The sequence below is a fragment of the Candidatus Methanoperedens sp. genome (assembly GCA_027460535.1).
Lineage (GTDB): Archaea > Halobacteriota > Methanosarcinia > Methanosarcinales > Methanoperedenaceae > Methanoperedens.
On the sequence record JAPZAR010000004.1, the window covers coordinates 59,925 to 82,794 of the forward strand.

General features: G+C 42.6%; 27 protein-coding genes. 16 read left to right on the forward strand and 11 right to left on the reverse strand.

Annotated features, from left to right (window positions below; all coding sequences use genetic code 11):
* The first annotated feature begins 72 nt into the window (after positions 1-72).
* The 6 genes from O8C65_00500 (at position 73) to O8C65_00525 (ending at position 7,317) form a co-directional block, all read left to right on the forward strand.
* On the forward strand, positions 73-543 hold the full coding sequence (locus tag O8C65_00500; GenBank protein MCZ7355387.1) for a hypothetical protein: 471 nt from the start codon (positions 73-75) through the stop codon (positions 541-543).
* 127 nt (positions 544-670) lie between these two features.
* Positions 671-1,903, forward strand: coding sequence for a S8 family peptidase (locus tag O8C65_00505; protein MCZ7355388.1), 1,233 nt, complete (start codon positions 671-673; stop codon positions 1,901-1,903).
* Positions 1,904-2,050: 147 nt separating this feature from the next.
* A complete protein-coding gene (locus tag O8C65_00510) occupies positions 2,051-2,533 on the forward strand; it encodes a hypothetical protein (GenBank protein ID MCZ7355389.1) in 483 nt (160 codons plus the stop codon).
* Positions 2,534-2,999: 466 nt separating this feature from the next.
* A complete protein-coding gene (locus O8C65_00515) occupies positions 3,000-4,064 on the forward strand; it encodes a hypothetical protein (protein MCZ7355390.1) in 1,065 nt (354 codons plus the stop codon).
* Between the two features lie 94 nt (positions 4,065-4,158).
* On the forward strand, positions 4,159-5,865 hold the full coding sequence (locus tag O8C65_00520; protein MCZ7355391.1) for a M4 family metallopeptidase: 1,707 nt from the start codon (positions 4,159-4,161) through the stop codon (positions 5,863-5,865).
* Between the two features lie 624 nt (positions 5,866-6,489).
* Positions 6,490-7,317, forward strand: a complete 828-nt coding sequence (locus O8C65_00525) for a hypothetical protein (GenBank protein ID MCZ7355392.1) — start codon at positions 6,490-6,492, stop codon at positions 7,315-7,317.
* Positions 7,318-7,555: 238 nt separating this feature from the next.
* On the opposite strand, the gene O8C65_00530 is transcribed toward O8C65_00525, so the two are convergent.
* From O8C65_00530 to O8C65_00560, 7 genes are all read right to left on the reverse strand, one after another.
* On the reverse strand, positions 7,556-7,777 hold the full coding sequence (locus O8C65_00530; GenBank protein MCZ7355393.1) for a hypothetical protein: 222 nt from the start codon (positions 7,775-7,777) through the stop codon (positions 7,556-7,558).
* 17 nt (positions 7,778-7,794) lie between these two features.
* Complete coding sequence (locus tag O8C65_00535) at positions 7,795-8,493, reverse strand: hypothetical protein (protein MCZ7355394.1); 699 nt, start codon at positions 8,491-8,493, stop codon at positions 7,795-7,797.
* Positions 8,490-9,719, reverse strand: coding sequence for a GTP-binding protein (locus O8C65_00540; GenBank protein MCZ7355395.1), 1,230 nt, complete (start codon positions 9,717-9,719; stop codon positions 8,490-8,492). Before O8C65_00540 ends, O8C65_00535 begins: the two co-directional genes overlap by 4 nt.
* A gap of 16 nt (positions 9,720-9,735) precedes the next feature.
* The gene (locus O8C65_00545) at positions 9,736-10,209 is read right to left on the reverse strand and encodes a sulfite exporter TauE/SafE family protein (protein MCZ7355396.1); all 474 of its coding nucleotides are present in this window, start codon (positions 10,207-10,209) and stop codon (positions 9,736-9,738) included.
* Between the two features lie 9 nt (positions 10,210-10,218).
* Entirely contained in the window at positions 10,219-11,022 is an 804-nt protein-coding gene (locus O8C65_00550; protein MCZ7355397.1) for a sulfate adenylyltransferase subunit 2, read from the reverse strand.
* Between the two features lie 11 nt (positions 11,023-11,033).
* A complete protein-coding gene (locus O8C65_00555; protein MCZ7355398.1) occupies positions 11,034-11,246 on the reverse strand; it encodes a ribbon-helix-helix protein, CopG family in 213 nt (70 codons plus the stop codon).
* Between the two features lie 166 nt (positions 11,247-11,412).
* Positions 11,413-11,664: a hypothetical protein gene (locus tag O8C65_00560; protein ID MCZ7355399.1), complete on the reverse strand. Its 252-nt coding sequence runs from the start codon at positions 11,662-11,664 to the stop codon at positions 11,413-11,415.
* A gap of 110 nt (positions 11,665-11,774) precedes the next feature.
* On the opposite strand from O8C65_00560, the gene O8C65_00565 reads away from it, so the two are divergent.
* The 5 genes from O8C65_00565 to O8C65_00585 all read left to right on the forward strand — a co-directional run bounded on the left by O8C65_00565 (position 11,775) and on the right by O8C65_00585 (position 14,917).
* The gene (locus O8C65_00565) at positions 11,775-12,494 is read left to right on the forward strand and encodes a polyprenol monophosphomannose synthase (protein MCZ7355400.1); all 720 of its coding nucleotides are present in this window, start codon (positions 11,775-11,777) and stop codon (positions 12,492-12,494) included.
* 150 nt (positions 12,495-12,644) lie between these two features.
* The gene (locus tag O8C65_00570; protein ID MCZ7355401.1) at positions 12,645-13,316 is read left to right on the forward strand and encodes a phosphoribosyltransferase; all 672 of its coding nucleotides are present in this window, start codon (positions 12,645-12,647) and stop codon (positions 13,314-13,316) included.
* 14 nt (positions 13,317-13,330) lie between these two features.
* A complete protein-coding gene (locus O8C65_00575) occupies positions 13,331-13,609 on the forward strand; it encodes an acylphosphatase (GenBank protein MCZ7355402.1) in 279 nt (92 codons plus the stop codon).
* Positions 13,610-13,640: 31 nt separating this feature from the next.
* Positions 13,641-14,312: an HVO_0476 family zinc finger protein gene (locus O8C65_00580; protein ID MCZ7355403.1), complete on the forward strand. Its 672-nt coding sequence runs from the start codon at positions 13,641-13,643 to the stop codon at positions 14,310-14,312.
* A complete protein-coding gene (locus O8C65_00585) occupies positions 14,279-14,917 on the forward strand; it encodes a protein-L-isoaspartate(D-aspartate) O-methyltransferase (GenBank protein ID MCZ7355404.1) in 639 nt (212 codons plus the stop codon). Before O8C65_00580 ends, O8C65_00585 begins: the two co-directional genes overlap by 34 nt.
* Here O8C65_00585 and O8C65_00590 read toward each other — a convergent pair.
* Both O8C65_00590 and O8C65_00595 read right to left on the reverse strand, forming a co-directional pair.
* Complete coding sequence (locus O8C65_00590; protein MCZ7355405.1) at positions 14,910-15,068, reverse strand: hypothetical protein; 159 nt, start codon at positions 15,066-15,068, stop codon at positions 14,910-14,912. The two genes, O8C65_00585 and O8C65_00590, sit on opposite strands and share 8 nt — an antisense overlap.
* A 67-nt stretch (positions 15,069-15,135) precedes the next feature.
* Positions 15,136-16,845: a hypothetical protein gene (locus O8C65_00595; GenBank protein ID MCZ7355406.1), complete on the reverse strand. Its 1,710-nt coding sequence runs from the start codon at positions 16,843-16,845 to the stop codon at positions 15,136-15,138.
* A gap of 222 nt (positions 16,846-17,067) precedes the next feature.
* On the opposite strand from O8C65_00595, the gene O8C65_00600 reads away from it, so the two are divergent.
* Entirely contained in the window at positions 17,068-17,253 is a 186-nt protein-coding gene (locus tag O8C65_00600) for a preprotein translocase subunit Sec61beta (protein MCZ7355407.1), read from the forward strand.
* An 8-nt stretch (positions 17,254-17,261) separates the two neighbouring features.
* Here O8C65_00600 and purD read toward each other — a convergent pair whose 3' ends face one another.
* The gene (purD, locus tag O8C65_00605) at positions 17,262-18,563 is read right to left on the reverse strand and encodes a phosphoribosylamine--glycine ligase (GenBank protein MCZ7355408.1); all 1,302 of its coding nucleotides are present in this window, start codon (positions 18,561-18,563) and stop codon (positions 17,262-17,264) included.
* 447 nt (positions 18,564-19,010) lie between these two features.
* Here purD and O8C65_00610 point away from each other — a divergent pair, with 447 nt between their 5' ends.
* The 4 genes from O8C65_00610 to O8C65_00625 all read left to right on the forward strand — a co-directional run bounded on the left by O8C65_00610 (position 19,011) and on the right by O8C65_00625 (position 20,924).
* Entirely contained in the window at positions 19,011-19,178 is a 168-nt protein-coding gene (locus tag O8C65_00610; protein ID MCZ7355409.1) for a zinc-ribbon domain containing protein, read from the forward strand.
* A gap of 10 nt (positions 19,179-19,188) precedes the next feature.
* Complete coding sequence (locus tag O8C65_00615; protein ID MCZ7355410.1) at positions 19,189-19,581, forward strand: hypothetical protein; 393 nt, start codon at positions 19,189-19,191, stop codon at positions 19,579-19,581.
* Between the two features lie 107 nt (positions 19,582-19,688).
* A complete protein-coding gene (locus O8C65_00620; GenBank protein ID MCZ7355411.1) occupies positions 19,689-20,000 on the forward strand; it encodes a non-histone chromosomal MC1 family protein in 312 nt (103 codons plus the stop codon).
* A gap of 162 nt (positions 20,001-20,162) precedes the next feature.
* Positions 20,163-20,924, forward strand: a complete 762-nt coding sequence (locus O8C65_00625) for a tetratricopeptide repeat protein (protein ID MCZ7355412.1) — start codon at positions 20,163-20,165, stop codon at positions 20,922-20,924.
* A gap of 270 nt (positions 20,925-21,194) precedes the next feature.
* On the opposite strand, the gene O8C65_00630 is transcribed toward O8C65_00625, so the two are convergent.
* Positions 21,195-22,433: an IS110 family transposase gene (locus O8C65_00630; protein MCZ7355413.1), complete on the reverse strand. Its 1,239-nt coding sequence runs from the start codon at positions 22,431-22,433 to the stop codon at positions 21,195-21,197.
* Positions 22,434-22,870 lie beyond the last annotated feature (437 nt).

The window sequence follows — 22,870 nt, forward strand, 5'->3', positions numbered from 1 at the left end:
GAAACTGCGCCGTAAAATAAAATAATGAATGACATTTGAACATAAATTAATGCAGAAAAAAGGTGACAATATATGAAAAAGATTGTAATAGTAGGTATAATAGCAATAATGATAGGTTCGGTATATGCAGTATATGCCGGATCATCAGTGACGGGAGACTCAAACGCGCAAGCTTTCATAGGATCAATTTGTTTCAAACCTGGCCCCTATAGTGATTTGCATGTTTTGAGAATTGACCAAGTAGGTAATGCCTTGCAGGTAACAGGCTATAACCCAGTTTATCCCAGCGCGATGGATGGCGGAGGAGCAGTTGTTAATGGTCATCTCCTCCTTCATATAGACGAGGCAATTCCTGCCTATGCATATTGGGGCGTTCACAGTATTGATATAACCTTGGCCACAATGACAGGGACAGATGACCTTAGATGGACTGATGTAAATAATAATTTAGTTATTGGTTACACAGATTTAAATTACACAAGAGTCCCATGTCCGGCACCTGGTTCTCAATCAGAATCGGGCTCAACATCGGTAGGTAAATAACCGAATTAGAAAGAGAGGTCTCTTTTTAGAGTATGAATTGTGAATGTGAAATCTGTTCGGCATCCTGCAAAGGCTGCCGAACTCATTTTTTGATAGATGATAAATGAAAGAATGGAGGCGTAATAAAATGAAAATATCGACTGTTTATAATAAAATTGCAATATTCATAATTATCTCATTGGTTTTGGGAACAGGTTTAGCGGGTGCAAAGCTTGGAACTGATTCAACAAGAATAGTGATCACGCTTGATTCCCAGACAGTTAAGGATAATGTAATCAAAGCAGTACAGGACAATGGCGGAACGTTTGTTAGAGAAACGCTCGACAATAAATTGATCTTCTATATTCCGACTGCGTCTCTCAATAATCAGATATCCATTTTAACAATTCCGGGTGCAGCTTATATAGAGGAGGATGCACAGATCCAAATTCCGACCCCCATAATAGAGGTCGCAGGTCCTGGAGAAAATATTCAGCTAACACCCAATGATCCTTTGTATCCCAACCAATGGGGCATGCGTATGATAGAGGCGAATAAGATGTGGGACACTCCTAAAGGGAAAGGGGATAGCCGGTTAATCGTAGCTGTTATAGACACTGGAGTGGACTACACTCACGAGGACCTCGCTGCTGTGAATAAGACTTTAGGATATGATTTTGTGAATAATGACAACGATCCTATGGATGATATGGGACACGGCACGCATGTAGCAGGCATAATTGCTGCCACTATGAATAACAAAAAAGGAGTGGTAGGGGTTGCGCCAAATGTCACAGTGATGCCCGTTAAGGTGTGTAATGCTTATGGTTCATGCTATACGTCTGATATAGCAGATGGCATAAGATGGGCCGTGGACCATGGGGCAAAAATATTGAGCATCAGCCTTGGAGGACCTTCACCGGACCAGCAGACCTCTGACGCTACCAAGTATGCAGTTTTGACTAAGGGCGCACTGGTTATTGCAGCAGCCGGCAACAGTGGATTAGAACAGCCCAGCTATCCTGGTGCTTATCCATGGGTTCTTGCTGTGGGAGCTCTTGATTCAACTGGAAAAAGAGCTTCTTACAGCCAATATGGAAACTTCCTGGATCTAATGGCCCCTGGTTCCAACATAATCTCAACTGTTCCAAAAGGTGCATGCGAACTCTGTGATCCATCAGGTTATGAATACTTGAGCGGTACTTCAATGGCCACACCCCATGCGAGCGGAGTTGCCGCGCTTTATTGGTCATATAATCTGAGTTTCACCAATAAGCAGGTCGGTATCATGCTACTCAAATTTGCGGATGATCTGGGAACGCCAGGCTGGGACAAATATTATGGTTATGGTAGAGTGGACGCTTATCCGCAGGACGGATGAACAATAACGATTCCCGGGAGTTATTTTTGTATGGAGATGAAAAGTATGGGATATAAAATTGAGCTTTGAGCGCAGAATTCTGTGTGGTCTTATGAATCAAGGAAAATGGAACGAAGATGATCAAAATATTCAGTAGGAGTGTGGAAAATGAAAAAAATAATAATGTTAGGAATAGCAGTAATGGCCATATTCTCCGCAATTGCAGTATATGCACAGATAAGTTCATCATCGGCATTGAACACAGATGCGGATGTGCAAGGTTATGTTGGAACGCTTTGTTTCCAGCCGCAAGGTTTTGGAGACATATATGTGTTGAACTTTGACAAAGTTGGCAACGCGTATCAGGTAACAGGTGGCGATGCCGCCGTTGGGTCAGCTGTGAACGGCGGGGGAATGCAGTATGGTACAGAGATTTTTCTGACCATGGATGAGGCATATCCACCTTACCAAATTTTTGGTGAACATGCCATAAATATTTCTCTTAAGACATTAAACGCGACAGACTCGGTCAGATTCAGCGACATCAATGATACCGTCTATCTGACCTATTCGTACTATCCATTTATTAGGGTTGCGTGTTCGCCGGCAGGCGCTCCTTTAGAGAAAGGCAAATCGTTTGCAGGTAGATAGACTATACGTTACTAAGGAGTGAAAATATAGGATTCAATGGCACCCCATGGGTGCCCTTCTATTTTTAAAAATGGATTTTAGAGAGAGCCTTAATCAAGATACCCGAGCAATCTCAACCTCTCCTTCACCTTTGCCTCATCTTCCTCAGAGAAGACTTCTTCAGGTTCCTTCTCCGGTTTCTTTTACAACTTCCTCCAATACAAAACTAACGTCAAATCTTATCTGGATATGATATTTTCACTGCAAACCGGAAGAATTGTTACGGTTTGATTAAATAATAAGAACAGTTTTTTGTTTTCAGAAAGGTTCTTATACTACTTATGAAATTATGATTATTGTGAGGCTTTATTCAATGCGTGTGGTGGAAACCTCAAGATAGCCATAATTACGGCGAAACGCCAAATCATTTGGCTAATAAAGGCCGGTGTTTTTACTGTAGTTTGACCATCAAAGTTCAGGTTGTGGAGTGTCCATTGAGCAGTGGGTGGGTCTTCAAATAAAAATAGAGGTAAATATGAAAAACTTAGGGATTAGAACAGGTATAGCATTGCTAATACTCTTTTCAATGATGGGTATTGCGTATGCGAACCCAGTCGACTTGACAAATGGGAATAAGGCAAGCGATGTTAAAGATAGCGGACAAATAGCACCAGAAAAGATTACTGTGGCTGCTACCATCTTGGATGATTTTAATCGTTCTGACGGGCCTATAGGTCCTGCTTGGACAAATCAGGCAGGGACATTTATGGTTTCAGGCATGGCTGCGGTAGGCGGTCCTATGGCGTTAGCCACTTATAATGGTGTCACCTCTAATGTGGTAGAGGCAGATGTTCAATCCGTCGGCACCGGTCTTGAGTATGTAGGGATTGATATGGGATACGCTGATATCAATAACAATCTCTTTCTGAAAGTTCAGAATCAAGATGGAGACGATCGATTCGAATGGGGAGCTTGCTATGTCGGAAATGGTGGACGTGGCTTCGGACTAGGATTTTTCCCACTCAGCTCTCCTTTTACCAAAGCACATATGCGGGCTGAACTGAATGGCAATACAGTAACTATAACTTTCGAAAACATTGACGGTGGATCGGGAACACAGACATATGTCTGCAGCGGTGCTCCAGCCACCGGGGGAAATGGCGTCGGGATTGTAGGTTACGCTAGTGCTTCAAAGATAGACAATTTTGCAGCCGCAATTGCATCACCTTTACCATCAGTTTCAATCTCCACAAACAAAGCGGTGTACGCTCCAGGCGAGACGATACAGCTTAAGCTGAACATCTCAAATCCTACTACCAATACATATCCATCGAACATTGCATTAGACATATTGTGGCCCGGTGGAACTGGGATGACCTTCCTCAACACAGCATTCACCATGACGCCTGGAATGAAAGCAGTAAAGGTATTCCCCATTCCAATCCCGAATAGCATATATGTCGCAAACGGAGATTACAAATTTAATGCAAAACTGACTTTTAGTGGCAGTTCAGCAACCAGTTCGGCCTCCTTCACTATAAGGAGACCCTAAAAATCCCATTTGTGATTAGGAATTTCAACTCGAAATTCTTATCACTTTTTATTTTTTTTATGATGTAAAAACAATCTATTGGAGGTAAAAAACTATGAATCAAAATAGAACCAAATTGAAAAAATCGAGTAAAGGGTTACGACCAGGTTTTCAGATAATCATCATAGGAATTGTGTGGTTGATGATTGCAGCAATATTTCCAGTTGCACAGGCGGGCGCTGAAACTGCGTCGAGCAGGGTTTCAAGTTCTGATGACGAGACAGCTTTTCAGGCGAGTCTTTCACATCTCCAGACGCAAGCTGCAGAATGGGGAATCAAAGATGCTAAGGAAGAGTTTCGCCTTAGAAGGGTCGCCCGGGATGATCTCGGCATTATCCATGTCCGTCTTGATCAGATGTACAACGGGATACCAGTATTTGGACAGCAGATGATAGTCCATATCAATAGTAATGGGTCTCTTCAGTCAGTGACGGGTAGCTACAAAGCAGGCATTACGGTGCAGACCCAGCCCAAAATCTCAGGTCAGATAGCAAGAGAAAAAGCACTTCAATTCTTCAATGGACCGGTTACGAATAACCCAGAGACTGAATTGTTGGTCTATCCCATGGATGGAATAACAACGCTCGTTTACCGTGTTGTGATGGAAGATGAGAGTGCACCGAAAAGAATCGTGGCATTTGTGGATGCTATGACAGGTAAAATAATTGATAGCTATGATGATCTGCAGACCTTTTTGCCTTCAACCGAAGTGCAGACCCAGCTCGTGAAAGAACAGGATTCTTCAGATAAGAAAACGCTTTCTGTTACGACTGTAGCCCCTGCAAAAGGGATTGGTCGTAGTTTGTACAGTGGAACAATCAATATCATTACTCTTAATCAATCGAAGAAGTACTACACGCTTGATCCCTTAAAAGGTTCAGGGTCTCAGGTAAGTGGCTATATGCGCACAAGCGACTTGAATAATGGTTATTCTGGAGACGGAATCATATTTTCTGACCTGGATAATGTTTGGGGCAATGGTCAAAACACTGATCGTGCCACAGCAGGCGTTGATGCGCACTATGGCGCTGAGATGACTTGGGATTATTATTTGCAGTCTTTCAACCGAAAGGGGATATACAATGACAATAAAGGGACGTTATCTAGAGTCCATTATGGAGTTAAATATAACAATGCCTTTTGGGACAGTTCATGCAGGTGCATGACATATGGAGACGGGGACGGGATTACCTTTTCACCTCTTGTTTCTCTGGATATCGCTGGGCATGAGATGACGCATGGGGTTACAGAATCCGTAGCGGGTCTCATTTATACCAGACAATCAGGTGGACTTAACGAAGCGATGTCGGATATCTTCGGGACGATAGTGGAATTCTATGCTGCTTCCAGAGGCGCCAATAAAACACCAAATTATTTAATCGGTGAGGATGCCTACACACCTGCCATACCTGGAGATGCTCTCCGTTATATGAACAATCCAACAAAAGACGGACATAGTATTGATAATTTCCTTGATTACAGGGATGGGATCGATGTGCACTATTCCAGTGGAATAGCCAACAATGCATTCTATCTGCTCGCCGAAGGAGGAACGCACAGGTTAGGCGGTAAGGTTACCGGCATAGGTAAAGCTAAAGCCATGCGAATCTTCTTTCGAGCGCTCGATGTCTATATGATCCCGACTGAGACCTTTTCCCAGGCGCGGGCTCATACAATCCAGGCTGCAACGGATTTGTACGGAGCAAGTAGTCAGGAAGTCACATCTGTAAAGCAGACATGGGATGCTGTAAAAGTTGTTTGAGCGGTTGAGTACAGCAATAAGGCTTGGGAATAGTAATTCTGCGCATTCGCAGGTTATTTCCCAAACCAATTTATTTTATTCTATCAATCTTTCGGATAGGCGTCCACACCGTCATAATCGCAGTACTTTTCCTTACAAAGATTACCTAAATCGTCTGCATTTTTTATAATCATCTGAACAATTCTCTTATCAGTAAAAGTCGGTCTAGTCTTTTCATGAGGGAATGGTTTGTTTCACGAACAACGAATCCCATTGAAAATTATTATCGAACTGCTGTGCCTGACTATTTAAAACGGATCTTCAAAACATCACATGGAGCTTTAAAATGCCTGGACATTAGGAAGAATTATTGGTTAAATAACATTTCAAAAAATATTTAACACCAAAAGATTTGACACACACTTTTTTAGAAAGGTTCTTATACTATTAATCAAATTACCAATTTTGTGAGGCTTTATTCAATGCGTGTGGTGGAAACCTCAAGAAAGCCATTATTACGGCGAAAATGCCAAATCATTTGGCTAATAAAAGCTGGTGTTTTTGCTGTAGTTTGACCATCAAAGTTCAGATTGCGGAGTATCCATTGAGCAGTGGGTGGGTCTCTAAATAAAAATAGGAGTAAATATGAAAAACTTAGGAATTAGAACAGGAATGGCAATGCTGGTGCTTGTCTTCATGATAAGTGCTGCTTATGCCGCAGATAGCAGTGTCGCACCGGAAGGCTTTAAGTCAATCTCCGGGGTAACGCATTTCAATCCGGGTATTGCGGGAGTAAAGAAGATCTTATTAATAGAAGATCAACTGCCTTGGGGACTCAATTCCAATAGTGAGGCACTGATGAACCTGAGCCTGACCGCTGATAAGGTAACCGCAGCCGGTCTTCCGAATGTTGTCTGGAACGATTACTCTTTGATAATCGTGGCATCTGACCAGCCGCAGGCTCTCTACACTGCCCTCGCTCCATACATAAGCCCTGGAGGAGCATTGTACAATTGGGTCAAAGCAGGTGGTGTGCTTAACTTTCATGCAGCAGCATGGGGATTTCATAGCAGCGACTGGACTCTGGCTTTCAAACTGCCAGGAGGAATTAGCGCGGTCAATAATTACACGAATGATGTCACAGTAATAGGACCGTCGACCCCACTCCCGCCAGCAAAGGGACCGTATAAAGCAATAACTGACGCAGACCTTGATAACTGGAACTTTGCTTCCCATGGGTATCTAAAATATGTGGGAGGCGACACACCACCATCAGGAGGGGTAGTCACACTCAAAGAGGCTGGTGCAGGAACGAAGCCGGTATATACGATATACAAGTTCGGCAGTGGTGTAGTCCTCATGACATTACAGCCAATAGAATGGGGATATCACAACGGAAAAACACCCAACTCCAAGTACGCCCTGATGAACGACATACTTGGCGGAAGAAAGATAGACAATGTAATATCGTAATAGGGATTTCAAATCCCTATCATTTTTTTATTAGAGATATAACTCTGCAAATAAATGATACGGTCTAATTGACTTATTCTTATTATCCATTTATTGGAGTTAGTTTCCGCCTCCAGGCTCCATTAGAGAAAAGCAAATCATTTGCAGGTAGACAGATTATAGGCATTAAAGAGCAGCCTTATAAGATTCGAAGGCACCCAAACGGGTGACCACGCAAAAAATGGAATTTAGAGATATCTTAATCCAGATACCCCAGCGCTCTCAGTCTCTCCTTCACCTTTGCTTCGTCTTCCTCTGAGAACACTTCTTCAGGTTCCTCTTCGCCGGTTTCCTTGACGACTTCCTCTAATACAAAATTAACATATTCATCAACTGTTTTAAACTCCGTTCCCTTAATACGCTCCTCGATCTTTCTTATGATCTCTTTCGGAACATTTATTTCTCCGTATTCCTTGCTCATTTTTTAACCTCTGAAATTCATTTGATAATACCCGCAAAATCCGTTATCCTCGGATTCCCAAGGTCCTCAAAATCATTGCTCCAGAACCCGTAGTTCGAATGGTCCCCGAATATACCAATCTTTTCCATCCCATGGTCAGAAAGCACAATAAAACAATCCTCGATAGATCCCGCTATCTCATCCAGGTCATTATATATCATCTTCATCATTGTTCTGTTGCCGAAGTTCAGATGTCCTATGACATCTGCCACACTGAAATATCCCAGTACAAAATCGTGCTTTGCATTCAGAGCATCGCTGAATTCTTTTTTCACTCTCCTGTGGTGCTCGAAAGCAAGGTTATTATACGCAATCCTGATTTTGTTTTTTTCTTCATCGCTCTTTGCATCAAAATAATTCTTAAGGAGCACTCGTTCCTGCTCATGCTGCTCTTTGACGTAGTTGAATCCCGGCAGGTCAATTATTTTTGGATTCCTGAACCGGTTGAAGAACGTATCTCGCAGTTCTATCCTGGTGTTCCACATCTCCTTATCTCCCATAGCCAGTATCTCTTTCTCCATGTTTTTCCCTGTCATGAAAGAGCTCCAGAGCACCATCGTTCTTGGTAGAGAGAATTCCTTGATATTGGTCTTCCCATAGAATTTCTGCTTTAGATTACTGCAGTTGAACTCCTCTACAAGCGCATATTCCAGCGCATCGATGGCAAAGACGATCATACTAGCTCCGTGATGATCCCGCCAGCGCAGGTATCCTCTCTTCCTAGCACGAACCTTCCAAGCACTTCCATCTTATTAAAGTTCTCCACCACAACAGGCTTATCAGTCCGGATTACGATATTTGCCACTTCCCTGTTCTTTATTTCATTCGCATCCTCTGCTATCAGCTCAAGCGTTGAAGAGTTGATGACACTGTTGATCTTTTCTATCTCGCAGTTCACCTCCTGGGTTGCACATCTGAACCGCAGGCATTCCCCTTTCTTAAAAGGGATCCTGTCCATCCAGAAGACATTTGCTTTTATCCTGCTGGTTACCCCCGGCAGGTCAGCGTTGCTGACGATAATATTGCCCCTATCGATGAAGAGTTTATCCTCGGTGGTAATTCCGATGCTCTTTCCAGCTTCTGCCTCTGTGACATTTTTCAGATATTCTTCCACGCTCTTTACCCGCGTCTCCTCCCCTGAAGGCAGGACTTTGATCCTGTCCCCCTTTCTTATTATGCCGCTTTCAACCCTTCCTGCGATAATGCGCTTGTCGAAACTGTACACGTCCTGGACAACGTAGCGCAAAGGTTTCTCATTCGCGCTTTCTTTTGTTTTGAAGGTATCCAGCGCTTCAAGGAGAGTAGGACCTTTATACCAGTCCATAGTTCCCGATCTGTTGGCTATGAAATCTCCATTTTTTGCCGAAATAGGTATCACATAGGATGGCTGAATCTTAACGTTGGATAAGAATTCCATAAGGTCATTCTTCACCTTCTCAAACCTTTTTTGCTCGAAATCCGCGAGGTCCATCTTGTTGATAACCGCGATGACCTGCGACAGCCCGAGCATCCCCAGGATGTAAGCATGTCTCTTTGTCTGCTCCTTTACGCCTTCTTCCGCGTCCACAATGAGCACTGCTGCTTCCGCCTGCGATGCGCCACTCATCATGTTCTTCACGAACTCCACATGACCGGGAGCGTCGATGATCACATAATCTCTTTTCTTCGTGCTGAAAAATGTCTGCGCAGTATCGATGGTGATGCCCTGATCGCGCTCCTCCTCCAGGTGATCCATCACATAACCGAACTCTATGTCCTTACCTAGACTCTCACAGAGTTGTTTTATCTCCTCAATTCTTCCTTCAGGGAGGGAATTGGTATCGTACAACAACCTTCCTATGAGCGTGCTTTTGCCGTGGTCAACATGTCCCACGATTACGAATTTCAGTTTTTGTTCGTTCATTTTTAGTTCCTCTTTTTTAATTGAATAATCTAAACAGTGAAAATAGACCAAGCAATGTCGTTGCGGCCCCTATTGCTGAAATAAATTGCTTTACAGGCATTCTCTGGACGGTGTATACAGAAAGCGGGACTGAAATCAGGGAGCCGGTGATAAGATACGGAGCGAGCATCCAATCAACGTTCGTACCCAAAATGAAGTAGGTAATAACACCGATACAACAGGCACCTTCAGCCTGCGTGGTCATACCTGTTGAATTTTTTGTTTCCACCCCTGAGAGTATCTGCCCCGAGACTATGAGCGGACCGTATCCTCCGCCGGAAATCCCCTTGTTAAAGGTGGCAAGGACTCCAAGTCCCATGATCTTTTTCCACGAGAACTCATTCCTGGTCTTAAGTCTGGGAACTGTAGCGATGCCCATTGCAGCGACAAGGATGCTGATGTACAATTTAAGATAAAATACCGGCAACATCAATGCAATCAAAACAGCCATTTTAGCCTTTTACATGTAGCCCAGCGCTCTTAATTTCTGCATCATGTACGCCCTTTCCTTGTCCTGCGCGCGCCCGCTTCTTTCAGCGACCTTTGTGGTCTTAAGCTCCTCAACGATCTTATCCACAGTGTCAGCTTCAGATTCCACAGGATTGCAACACGGTTCGCATCCGATGCTCCGAAACCTCTTTCCGTTCTTTGCGAAGTACAGAGACACTATGGGGATTTGCTCCCTCTGTATATACATCCAGATATCAAGTTCTGTCCAGTGCAACAAAGGATGCACTCTGATATGCTGTTCTCCATGTTGCTTGTTCTTGAACTGGTCCCACAGCTCAGGGGGCTGGTCCTTATAATCCCACTCGAACTGCTTGTTCCTGGGTGAAAAGTATCTTTCTTTTGCTCGTATCCCATGCTCATCCCTGCGAATGCCCAGCAGCAGCGCCTTGTATCTGAGTTTATCTATGGTCTGCTTCAGGGCCTCGGTCTTGAGCTGCCCGCAGCATGACAGTTTATCCCTTTTATCAGGTCTCATACCGGCTTTTATCGAATCATCGTTGCTTCCAACCACAAGCTTCAAGCCCCATTTTTTTGTCCACTCGTCCCTGAATTGATATATCTCCTTGAACTTGTAGCCCGTGTCTATGTGCAGCGCAGGAAAAGGGACTCTCCCATAGAATGCTTTTCTCACAAGCCACATCAGCGTAGTTGAGTCCTTCCCTATGCTCCAGAGTACTGCAATGTCCTTGAACTGTTTATAAGCCTCCCGTATTATATAGATACTCTGACTTTCTAATTTATCCAGATGGTCCATTTTTCATCCTCCTACAAATAGCCGAGCTTTTTGAGCCGATCTCTTATGACCTGAACTTCCTGTTCCGTGAGTTTGTCTTCTTCTTTCAGCCTGCCTGTTGAAGCCATTGTCCGCATGACAAAGACAATGAATTCTGTTGTGCTGGAGAAACCCGTGCCTTCAATCATCTTTTGAAGGTTTTCGTAGAGCTCCTTTGGTATTTTGATCGTTACCTTGTCTGGCATAACACTCCATTAGCACTACAATTGGAGTGTTTATAAATTTTTCTAAAAAAGGTTATCCACACTCCTTGAGGCTTTCATAGGCATTCAGAGGCCTTTCAATCAGGGTTTATTTGCTATTGAAAAGGATACATAAAGCAGGTACTGAAATTAGCCTTACAATGGTTTCTTACGACATTGCAAGGGTCATTAATATTTTGGGACGGGTTAGCCTTACAGTGAACTCCGGTGTATGGCCATAGGACGCAGAGGTGTTAAGAGTCACATTCTTGGTGCGGCGCACAACGGAGTAGTATAGATCAAACATCCATCGGGGATTTCTATTCTCGCAGCAGTCGGTAGCCTTCGGGCACAGGAACACATGTGGGAAGTGAAAGCCAATGGTTATATAGAGGATCTGGTAAATATGGCAAATTGGCATCCTAAAAAACGAATCTTAGAAAAGTTATTAAATTTTAGACTTAGGGTCGCTCGCGTCGCACTATTTAGTGGTATGGGAATAAAAAAGGTGGGTTTAAAACGATAACAATTATAATCCCTACGTATAATGAAAAGGAAAATTTGCCACTTTTAGTTAATACAATTTTTGATGTATTCGACAAGACCTTGTTATGCTGTGAGATTGTAATTGTAGATGACAACTCTCCCGACGGGACCGGAAGAACCGCAGACGATCTTTCAAAAAAGTATAATAATAGAATTAATGTGATCCATAGAAAAGGTAAAGAAGGTTTAGGCAGTGCTGTGGCAGAAGGACTTAAACATGCCAGAGGTGAGATAATCGGTGTGATGGATGCTGATTTAAGCCATCCTCCTGAGATGATTCCAAAAATTGTCCAACCAATTCTGGACAGCGAATCAGAATTTGCGATAGCAAGTCGGTATTTGGAAAAAGAAAAAATCGAAAAATGGCCGCTCAACAGAAAAATGATTAGTTGGGCAGCAACCATTCTCGCAAGGCCATTAACAAACGTAAGCGACCCGATGAGCGGTTTCTTCTTTTTTAAAAAAAATATTATTGATGGGATAGAACTCTCTCCCATCGGTTATAAAATAATGCTGGAAATCATTGTCAAAGGAAAGTATAACACTATTAGAGAAGTCCCTTTCACTTTCAGGGATAGATATAAAGGGGAAAGCAAGTTAGATTGGAATGAACATTTTAACTATGTGCGGCATTTGCTTAAACTGTACTTGTACAGGATTAAGATACTATGGAAAAAATTCCATCCGGCTGAAACAAATTTTTAGCTCCGATGTTCTTGCAGTGAACCCATTGTGTTATACATGACGACATCAGTAATTACTCATAATTGAAATTATTTTTAGTATATATTAACCGCAGATGAAAGAACTATGGTATAGATAAGAATATCTATTATCATGAACCAATTTAATTCAATGGAAAAACCAGGAGATACCTTCAAATGTTATATGGTAAGCTGGGATGAGGCTTACAGACTGGCAAAAACTCTGGCTGGTAAAATAAAAGGCTCAGGATTTAAACCGGACCTTGTCATTGGTATTGCAAGGGGTGGACTTGTACCGGCTCGGGTGGTATGCGATTTTCTTCTTCAAAAAGACCTGGCATCGATAAAGGTCGAGCACTGGGGGATTGCGGCCACGCTGGGGAAAGCAAAAATAAAATTCCCTCTTCCAATAGATATCTCTGGCAAGAAAATATTGATCGTGGATGATGTGGCGGACACAGGGGACACCTATTCCGTAGTCATGGATTACATAAAGGATAAGAATCCCGGGGAGGTAAGGACAGCCGTATTGCAGTACAAGACCTGCTCGACATTCGTTCCTGATTACTGGGCAGAGAAGCACGAGGATTGGAAGTGGATAATATATCCATGGGCCGTATTTGAGGATCTGACAGGATTTGTTGCAAAAGTGTTGAAAAAACCAGGGACTTTAGAGGACATAAGAAAAAACCTGAAGCAAAATTATGATATTGGGGTATCGCGGAAAGACCTGCTCGAAACGCTTCTGGACATGCAAGTATCCGGAAAGCTTGAGAAGAGAAAACTTGGCAAAAAGCTCATCTGGAATTTGAGGAATCTGTAGCGGAAGGTCTGGGATTGAATATCAGGGTACATGTGTTCGTTTCGGGAAAGGTTCAGGGCGTGTTCTTTCGGTCCAGCACACAGGAGAAGGCACAGGGACTGCGGCTCACAGGCTGGGTGAGGAACCTGAATGATGGAAGGGTCGAAGCCGTTTTTGAAGGGGAAAAAGAGGCAGTTGAAAAAATGGTAAAATGGGTCAGAAAGGGGCCCGCATATGCCGTTGTTGAAGATATAGAAATAGTCGCTGAAGAGTACACAGGGGATCTCAAGGGATTTTCGGTACTCAGGTATTAGTTATATGTAGTTCTGTTCCCAATTTGAGATTATGGAAAAAATCGAATCACCGTGTCCCTCATGTTCACCAGACGCTTCTGTTTCTCATATTATGTTGAAAGATACAGATGAACCCCTATTACAATGCGAGGAATGCGGCTCGGTCCACAAGGAAAAAAAGCCCAGGAAAGTGCCGGTGAGGGTTATAGTAAGTAAAGGAGAGAAATCCTTACATTTGCAGACTTTGCTTTCAGGTATCATAAGAGTCGACGACGAGCTGATCGTCGATGATGAGGTCTCAGGCGAGGCGTACCTGGTAAAAATAAGCTCTATCGAAGTGGGGGATAAAAGAAAAGAAGGTGCTTCTGCCGGGACAATAAAAACGTTGTGGGCGCGTGCAGTTGATGAAGTTGTCGTAAAGATTGCCATAAGTCACAGACAGACCACGGAATCGATAGAGATGAGAGTTCCAGGCGAGAAAGAATTCACTATCGGAGACAAAGTCAGGGTGAACGATCGTGAATTGAAGATCATACGGATAAAGATAAGGGATGGCGGCTTCAAAAGCAGAAAAGGCATTGCGGTAGCTGCAAAGGATATCAAGCGCATCTATGCCGATTCGGGGGTCAAAGAACCAAGAAGGATCTCAAAAGGAGGGGAACGTATCAAGATCAAAAAGCGGGAGTCGGTATGGAGTTTGAGACAAAAAAAGCCAGGCTTATAGAGGAACTGAGACAGCATGCCATAAGCGATCGTGTGCTGGATGCAATGAGGCGCGTCCCGCGGCACCTCTTTGTACCTGAAAATGAGCGGGGTAATGCATATGCAGATTACCCTTTGCCTATAGGCTGCGGGCAGACGATATCTGCCCCGCATATGGTTGCCATAATGTGCGACCTTCTGGATATCCAGGATGGGATGAAGGTGCTTGAGATAGGAGCAGGTTCTGGATATCATGCGGCCGTAATGGGGATACTTGCAGGCAGCGGTCATGTTTATGCGGTCGAAGTCATAGAGTCCCTCGCTTTATTTGCCCGTGATAACCTGGAAAAAGCGGGTATAACGAACGTGACCGTACTCGTAGAAGATGGTTCCCTGGGTCTTCCGCGTTTTGCACCTTATGACAGGATCAGCGTTGCTGCCGCATCTCCCGATATACTTGAGCCTTTGACGGATCAGCTGAAGATAGGTGGGAAGCTAATAATCCCTGTGGGTAGATTTTTCCAGGAACTTTATCTGGTGACAAAAATTGACGGACTGAAAAAAGAGGCCAAAGGAGGCGTCGTTTTCGTGCCCCTTGTGGGAAAAAAAGGTTTCAAATTCAGATAGGATGAAGTTCACCCGTTTGGATTTTCTGCACCAGACTGTTCCATTCGTTCTTTTTCAGACGTACAATATTTGAGCCTTCGCCGATCAAAACATCCTCTCCGGCGACTTCGACTGCCGGACAGCAACTCTTCTCACAGATATATACTTTCATCGGATCACCGCTCCTTTAAAAGCTCATTTGTAGATATTAAGGTTTCGTTCATGGAAAAGTCTCCCTTTTATTGGTTGGAGGAATCATTTTTCGAATTGTAAAATGTGCAGGCATTATTGATTATGGTAGAACCATTATTTCCGCTCTGGCAGCCCAGCATGAAGTTCAATAGTTCCTCGATCTCAGGTGAGGACACGTTTGGTAATTGTATGACAACGGGTTTTTTTGGCGGTCCAATCTCAGGCTTTTTGGGAGCAGGAGTTGAAGGAGGTGGTGTCGGGGTTGTGACCTCAGGGGGAGGCGTAACTATAATCTCGGGAGGTTCTGTTTTTTGGGGGGTTGCCTGTACTTCAGGAGCCCTGATCCCGATTTCCTGTTCCGGGCTCACAGACCTCACCTTTCCGCCTTTGGTGCCAAGTTCATAGTATTCAGCCACGGCTCCCGGGAGCCTGACAGGCCCATTTGAGTTTATTTTGATCGCATAGGTGAAAGCTGCTTGCTCGCCTGCCTGAAGGTACGCATCGAACTCTGTGCTGCCGTTTACCAGCGTTGTAGACTCGGGGAGCGTATCATTTATTGTGACTTTCGTGGGAGTGCTTCCCGTATTCTCAACCTCTACCGTGACGGTGACCGTATCTCCCGGGCTGATTTCTGAAACATCTGTCTTCTTTGTGACGGCGATCATTGGTCCATAGATTATGACCACGGGATGGTTTGATTGTATGGAATAATATTCATTCTGTTGCCTGAACTCAGCCATTGCAGATGTCATTACAATTCCATCTTTGTTGGGCGTCAGAGGTTTTAACAGATAATGGAAGTCCCAATATCCGCCTGCAGGAATATCAATGACCCAATGGAGCGAATTATTATTCAAAAGTTTAAATTCGGGGGGAACGGAATCAGTAATACTCACGTTTTTAAGGTCATACTTACCTCCATTTGTCAGGGAAAGTGAGACCATTATATTGTCTTTCAGATAGGCCTTATCATTTGCGCTTTTTCTAATGGAAAGGCTCACCGGAGATTCTCCCGATATTGTAACAGTCCTTTCGAACTCAGAATTATAGAAATTATCCATGACATCATATCCACTGATATTTGCTAATATGCTGACGGTTCTCTGTTCTGTTACCGCAGGTGAGAAGAAAGTGACAGTCTTGGTGACTGTCTCTCCTATCCCAATCTTGTCAAAATGATAATTCAAACTTCCCCTTTTTACCTGGAGTTCGGTCTCAAGGTTCGCATCAACGTTGATGGCGTCAGCCGTGCCTGAATTTTCCAGCGTTACTACTGCTACGATTTCAGTGGAAGGCGAGGATGTGTATTCATCCTGTTCGGTATCAGCGGTTATGCCAAGGACAGGCTCCCCTCTTGGGTCCATTTCGAGCACCACCCATGGATTGTAACTTTCAAAAAGCCATTCAGTACCGTATTTTGAGGGCAGCTTTTTTACCGTGATCTTCACGTTGCCGTCCGGGGACACATACGAATCCGCCAGTCCTAATACAGTTGTGTTGATAAAAACGCCGTCTTTTGATATATTCAACCCCACATAGGGTTCAACAGGTTCATCGGGAACTGCTTTATATCTGTCGGATTCCACAGGTGGAGGAAACATCACGACCTTTGCCGTATATCCATTGTAGGTAATCACCTGATCCCTGTAGAGCGTGCTGGAAATCCCCTGTTCCCACTGGATCTTCGTGAGATCGGCAGCCATTGCTTCTCCAGCGAACGCAGTTAAAAGCAGGGCTACCATTAGCCATTTAATCATCCCGTATCTTTTTTCCCCATACTCATTTGCCAAAACATTGAAATCCATAATAGTCTAACATTTTTTCGTATTTTTACGAACAAAATCTATTTTCTACCTGCTCTAAGATTTATCCTATTCTATTAGTTATATGTAAGAAATACTGGTACTTATAATTTCCGATGCCATTAAAGGGTAATTTTGCGATAAATTCAAATGGTATAAAGACATCAAAGAGGATTCATGGCAAAAAAGAAAGAAGGCAGCGGCCTGATGTCCTCTGCAGGCCTTATGAGATATTATGATGCAGAGGAGACGGCTTTTCAGATAGACCCAAAAACCGTGGTCACAGTCGCAGTTATCGCAGGGATAGCAGTCCTGATATTGAATGCTTATTACGGCATCTGGCCGATACGAGGAGGGCCCTGATTAGATATTCAGGACCCTCTCAGTTCTTCCATGTGAAGTATCCTTTTTTTAATGAGTTCATCAGTTCCAATATCATGCCTGCTGTACAGGTGGCCTTTTAAGCCGGATAGGCCAGATTCTGCCCTCTTCTCGGCTTCTCTGATGGTGCCTGCGATACCCAGGATGGCAAGTGCCCTCGAACCTGTGGTGAACACTTTGTTGTCCTTCTCGTAGACGCTCGAATAAAAAAGAAGCGCGTCCCCGCTGTTCCCTGTTTCCACCACCGAATCCCGAATTGGATTATCCGGGTAGCCCGCAGGTACGGCGTACTTGCATACCGTGGCCTGCTTTCTGAACGTGACCTTTATTCTGTCCAGCTGACCGTTCACGATAGCATTACATACCTCCAGGAAATCATTATTGAGAAGGGGGAGCACATTCATGGCTTCAGGGTCGCCGAAACGGGCATTGAACTCTATGACAGAAATACCTTTTTTGGTGGCCATGAACTGGCCGTAAAGGATACCCTGGTAAGGGATCCCGGTCTCAGTCCTTATGGCGCACACCACATCGTTCATTATCTTTTTAGCATCAGTATAATCCGAAACTTTCATGAATGGCAAGATCTCTTTTGAATCTGTGTAGGATCCCATTCCTCCGGTATTTGGGCCTTTATCCCCTTCGTACGCTCGCTTGTGGTCCTGGACTGCGGGAGCGAACGCAAGATTGCTGCCGTCGACAAATGCCTGGACCGTGAATTCCTCGCCTATGAGCCTCTCCTCAATTACAAGGTCATCATTTTTCAATACATCTCTGGCATATTCTTTTGCGCCGTCAATTGCGAAGTGATCACCCATCACCTTCACGCCCTTGCCGCCTGTCAGGCCAGCTGGTTTTATGACGACGTCCTTAAGCTCATCTATGTATTCATCCGTGCCTGCATCGCCTTTTCTGAAAACCTTGAATTGGGGTAAGCCCTGGATGTTGTACTTCTTCATGAAATTGCGAGTCCAGGCTTTGTCAAATTCGATCTGCGCTGCGAGGCGCCGTGGCCCCACAACAGGGATACCCGCATCCCAGAGCAGATCCGATATTCCAGCTGCAAGCGGCGTCTCGGGGCCGATGATTGCAAGTTCTATGCCTCTTGAAAGCGCATAATCAACAATGGCTCTATCAGTCTCTTTTATCAGCAGGAAATCTTTACACAGCCGTGCTATGCCAGGGTTCTTCTTGCTCATTGCAGCGTAAAGCTCCGGGTTCTTCTTGCTCCGGGCTATGGCCTCCGCGATGGCATGCTCCCGCCCTCCGCTTCCGATTAAAAGCACCTTCATATTCTCTCTCAGAATGTTTTTTCAGATAAAAATGTTCTGGTTAAATAATTGGAGACTTTTTATTATTTTCTGGTTTGAAAACCACGGAGTCTGCCATGAACTGTAGTTCATAAATGAACATGAAAAAAACAAAAATATTCAGAAAGACAGCGAACTAATACAAACTGAAACGAATTATGCTAAACCCCATATTACTTATTTCTAATTTCTTTATAATTAAATACCGATAAAATATAGAAAAATAATGACGTTTCAATAAACGCCTTAATTTGCAATAAAGGAAAGATATTTTCGGGTTGTGTTGCGTTGACGGGAGTTTTAACTGTCTGAACTTAACTGTTGCATGAGAGTTGCACAGCATTTGAGTGGAGTAGGTTGCGTTTATACCGCAGGACAGGCATTAAAACATTTATTTATCTGAGAGTTCTGTGACCTGGAGGATTAAGTATGGGAGATAAAAAAATATATTGCATTGATTGTAACAAAGATTTCATTTTCACAGAAGGCGAGCAACAATTCTTTGAAGAGAAGGGATACAGTGAGCCAATTAGGTGCAAGGACTGTCGGAATAAAAGAAAGACTGAAAAAAGAACCACTAGCTTTAGACCATATTAATATGTGAGTCATGCCTACCTTCGATATAACTGAAAAGCGTCCCCGCATAAACATCTTCAAAATCAGCGGCGCCTACTATTTCAAACACTTTTTCGATGACCCTGAACTATTCAGGGAACTTGAACCATATTATGAAACGGCAAGTTACAGGTTCAAAATGGCAACTGCAGGGGAGAGAAATAAAGTCATGAAGCTCCTTGATAGAAAAGGCTTTGACCCAAATATAATCGAAGACCCTGCTCCCTATACAGTAGAAATTAACAAGTATCAGAAATATGGCGAGCTTCTGAAGAATTCGAAAGAAAGTTATCCACTACGGGATAAGGTGGTTCTGGTCATGAGAGATATTGTGTGGGTTGAGCAGGCTTTGGTTATGGGTGCTAAAATGCAGGAGCATCAGTAGCAGCAGATTACAAATCAGTGTGCATGGCGACAGTATCTTAGCAAAACTTATATATTATAATAATAAATTAATGATAAGACAACGGAATGTTGTCAGGGTATGAAAATATGGCGAAAACAAGAAGTAAGAAAATAATGGGAAGAAGTTTTGTTTTAAGAGCAAAGAACGGTAAAGAGACTGGAGTATTTTCAGGAAGTCAGCCACGACAAGCAGCATTGAAAGCAGCTAACCGCAGCAAAGGAACAAAATCAAATCCTGCCGAAATAAGACTAAGGGAAAGAGGAACAAAGAAAGTCCATATATTTAAAGGATGGAAAGTGCTCGTTTCTGCACCGAAAAATAAACCTTCCTGGATGCCTGCCAAGATTAATAAGCCCAATGTAAAGAAGGCAGGCGTTGAAAAACTAAAGAAAATTTAGAATGACATAGACATCAATGCAGATTGAGGATTGGGAGCAAAGAAGGTTTAAATGGATGCAAGGGATTAAACCTTCTCAATCCTCAACCTGCCTAACCTTATGATAGCACAATAGCGGTTTCTGACCATTATCCTGGTTGTCAGTAAAAGGTGATGGTACTCTATGGAAGAAGTAAGAAAAGTCCAAATAAGAAATTTTATCAAAAAAGAATTTAACATTGAGATTGATGAAAAGTATATTGAAGATTATGATGAAGCTTTGACGCATTATAACGACAATAGAACTAAAGGGACTCGTAAGCCAGAAAGACTTGCGTTTTTAGGCGATTCATATCTTGAATATATCGTGCGAAAATATTTGTTTCATAAAGATAATTTTAATCTCGGACAAATGGATTCATTAAAACAGGGGTTAGTTGGTAACGAAAATGGTTGGCGAAAGATAGCAGAAAAAATTGGATTAGGTGAACAGATGGTTTATATCCAACAAAATCAACGGATTCCACGTTCTATCTACTCGACCAAAGAATTAGCTCGCTCATTTGAAGCATTGGCAGCAGTTTTATCTTACGATTGTCCAAATAACGCCGAAGAAAAATTGATAGCTTTGTTCATCAAATTGGGCTATTTACAAAATTTGAGCAAACCTGATGACCTTGGACGGCTTGAAGAAGCTTTAGCCACCTATGATAAGGCTATTGAAATTAACCCAAAAGATGAGAAGGCATGGGTTGATAAGGGCAGTGCTCTTGATGACCTTGGACGGGAGGAAGAAGCTTTAGTCTGCTATGATAAGGCTATTGAAATTAACCCAAAAGATGCGAGGGTATGGAGTTTGAAGAGCTGGGCTCTTGATGACCTTGGACGGGATGAAGAAGCTGAAGCCTGCCGTGATAAGGTTCAGAACCTATTCCGATGCTTGTGACTGCATTATAACCTTCAAACGAAGACAGTGGGGCACAAAATGAAAAAATGGCAAAGCTCTGTGCTCTCTGTGTGCTGGTATGAAAAACGGGACAACTTCAACCGGCTAAAATGAGCAAACGAAGCAACAATTTTAAAATAGATTTTATAACTTAAAGAATTTTCCAACTAAAGCAATAAAATAATACTTAAAGTAATCTTTATTTTTCATCTCAAATATAAAGCTACAGCTAATAGCTACGGTCAATCAGGATGATATCATCTTTATTTTCTATGCGTTTGCCGCACTTTTATTGATAGAATACCCCGCTTCACAGAGTATTCCAATCATATCATCAATACTAAAGTCTTTCACTGGAATAAATTTTGGAAGTTTGAATTTCTTTTGTTTGCCCTCTTCTTCCGAATACGTTTCCTTAAACTTTAGCAGGTGATGTATGATACTTACAAGCTTTCTTGCAAGAGCAACAATTGCTTTTTTATGACCTTTTTTTGCCTTGATTCTTTGATAAAAAATCCTAAGCTTATTAGGTCTTCCAATAGCGATGGAATTAGCTGCCAGAACAAGGACTGTCCTTAAAAATTTATTTCCTTTTTTAGTAATATGTCCATTTGAAGATTTTCCTGCAGATTCATTAATTGAAGGAGCTAGTCCACTCCAACCTACAAGTTTCTTAGGTTTAGAGAAAACATCTATATTCTCGATTTCAGCCATTACAGCAGCCGCTGTTGTAAAACCTACACCTGGAATGCTCATCAGTATTTCCATTTCTTTTTGCATTCCTTTCAAATTATGATTGATCTTTGAGTCAAATTCTTTGATTTTCTGATCGAGAAATTTAACTGAATCAAGACATTGTTTTATTACAAAAATGTCGTTCTGACTTAATTCTCCTTTCAGTGAGGTCCTTATTTCTGTTTTCTTAATTTTTATCCTCTTGCTTTTGATTTCAACAAATATTTGATCAATGGTTCTTCCATTCAATATCCCGTTCAGGATAATTTTTCCAGATTTTCCAAATATGTCTGTAAGGACTCCTGAAATATGAATTCCTGCACGAGATAATACTTTATGAACTCTGTTTTTGAAAACTGTTCTTGACTGAGTTAATTTTACATGAGATCTTGTCAATTCCCTGATCTCTCGTATTTCTTTTGGAGGGATATATGATGGTTTTATTTGACCGTTGAGGCAAATCTCAGCTATCCATTCAGAATCAAGAGTATCGTTCTTTCGTCCCGGAATATTCTTTATCTGTAATGGATTCGCAATTATTGTTTCAACTTTACCTTCCAATAATGTATGTGTTGGAATCCAATAGACTCCAGTTGATTCGATCGCTACTCTCTGACATTTATTATCTACTATCCATTCTCTCAGATTCAGTAAATCTTCTACACATGTACTGAATCTCCTGGTATCTTTTGTACCAGCCAGATCAAGCATCGTTGCCATTAAAAACGCTTGATGCATATCTATTCCACAAGCTTTTTCTACACGTATATTCATAGATTATTCACCCTGACTAAAGGGTTCTGATATGAGCAGAGAAATGAATTATATGGAACATTCTGGTATCCGTACTCTAAGGTACATTCATTTATTCGCAGAATGTTAACCAGACTCTGTGACGAGTTCAAGACCCAGACACAGATTGGTCTACTCTGCTCATACCAGATATTAGTAAAACAGGGCAACTAATATGTATTTTTTCATGTTCATTTATGAACCGCAGTTCATAGCCGACTCTGTGGTTGATTACCTATGGTAATATTCCTTTTTCCAGAAGAGATTAAAAAGTCTCAATAATTGAGAGGGTTCATCTGGAATGGGAATGTGAAGAGCCGCAATAAATGCCCATGTACTATTGATGAACAGACGCTCTTGATGGAGTTAGAATTCAAGTGTATGACACAGAAACCTGCAATAACATTTAATACGTGGGG

Excerpts from the sequence above, each read along its gene's own strand:
- O8C65_00620 (MCZ7355411.1), top strand. The coding sequence starts at position 19,689 with ATGGCGAAAACAAGAAGTAAGAAAATAATGGGAAGAAGTTTTGTTTTA.
- O8C65_00525 (MCZ7355392.1), top strand. The coding sequence starts at position 6,490 with ATGAAAAACTTAGGAATTAGAACAGGAATGGCAATGCTGGTGCTTGTC.
- O8C65_00625 (MCZ7355412.1), top strand. The coding sequence starts at position 20,163 with ATGGAAGAAGTAAGAAAAGTCCAAATAAGAAATTTTATCAAAAAAGAA.
- O8C65_00505 (MCZ7355388.1), top strand. The coding sequence starts at position 671 with ATGAAAATATCGACTGTTTATAATAAAATTGCAATATTCATAATTATC.
- O8C65_00530 (MCZ7355393.1), bottom strand. The coding sequence starts at position 7,777 with ATGAGCAAGGAATACGGAGAAATAAATGTTCCGAAAGAGATCATAAGA.
- O8C65_00555 (MCZ7355398.1), bottom strand. The coding sequence starts at position 11,246 with ATGCCAGACAAGGTAACGATCAAAATACCAAAGGAGCTCTACGAAAAC.
- O8C65_00610 (MCZ7355409.1), top strand. The coding sequence starts at position 19,011 with ATGGGAGATAAAAAAATATATTGCATTGATTGTAACAAAGATTTCATT.
- O8C65_00520 (MCZ7355391.1), top strand. The coding sequence starts at position 4,159 with ATGAATCAAAATAGAACCAAATTGAAAAAATCGAGTAAAGGGTTACGA.
- O8C65_00585 (MCZ7355404.1), top strand. The coding sequence starts at position 14,279 with ATGGAGTTTGAGACAAAAAAAGCCAGGCTTATAGAGGAACTGAGACAG.
- O8C65_00545 (MCZ7355396.1), bottom strand. The coding sequence starts at position 10,209 with ATGGCTGTTTTGATTGCATTGATGTTGCCGGTATTTTATCTTAAATTG.
- O8C65_00590 (MCZ7355405.1), bottom strand. The coding sequence starts at position 15,068 with ATGAAAGTATATATCTGTGAGAAGAGTTGCTGTCCGGCAGTCGAAGTC.
- O8C65_00550 (MCZ7355397.1), bottom strand. The coding sequence starts at position 11,022 with ATGGACCATCTGGATAAATTAGAAAGTCAGAGTATCTATATAATACGG.
- O8C65_00540 (MCZ7355395.1), bottom strand. The coding sequence starts at position 9,719 with ATGAACGAACAAAAACTGAAATTCGTAATCGTGGGACATGTTGACCAC.
- O8C65_00595 (MCZ7355406.1), bottom strand. The coding sequence starts at position 16,845 with ATGATTAAATGGCTAATGGTAGCCCTGCTTTTAACTGCGTTCGCTGGA.
- O8C65_00535 (MCZ7355394.1), bottom strand. The coding sequence starts at position 8,493 with ATGATCGTCTTTGCCATCGATGCGCTGGAATATGCGCTTGTAGAGGAG.
- purD (MCZ7355408.1), bottom strand. The coding sequence starts at position 18,563 with ATGAAGGTGCTTTTAATCGGAAGCGGAGGGCGGGAGCATGCCATCGCG.
- O8C65_00580 (MCZ7355403.1), top strand. The coding sequence starts at position 13,641 with ATGGAAAAAATCGAATCACCGTGTCCCTCATGTTCACCAGACGCTTCT.
- O8C65_00600 (MCZ7355407.1), top strand. The coding sequence starts at position 17,068 with ATGGCAAAAAAGAAAGAAGGCAGCGGCCTGATGTCCTCTGCAGGCCTT.
- O8C65_00560 (MCZ7355399.1), bottom strand. The coding sequence starts at position 11,664 with ATGCCAATTTGCCATATTTACCAGATCCTCTATATAACCATTGGCTTT.
- O8C65_00630 (MCZ7355413.1), bottom strand. The coding sequence starts at position 22,433 with ATGAATATACGTGTAGAAAAAGCTTGTGGAATAGATATGCATCAAGCG.
- O8C65_00510 (MCZ7355389.1), top strand. The coding sequence starts at position 2,051 with ATGAAAAAAATAATAATGTTAGGAATAGCAGTAATGGCCATATTCTCC.
- O8C65_00500 (MCZ7355387.1), top strand. The coding sequence starts at position 73 with ATGAAAAAGATTGTAATAGTAGGTATAATAGCAATAATGATAGGTTCG.
- O8C65_00615 (MCZ7355410.1), top strand. The coding sequence starts at position 19,189 with ATGCCTACCTTCGATATAACTGAAAAGCGTCCCCGCATAAACATCTTC.
- O8C65_00570 (MCZ7355401.1), top strand. The coding sequence starts at position 12,645 with ATGGAAAAACCAGGAGATACCTTCAAATGTTATATGGTAAGCTGGGAT.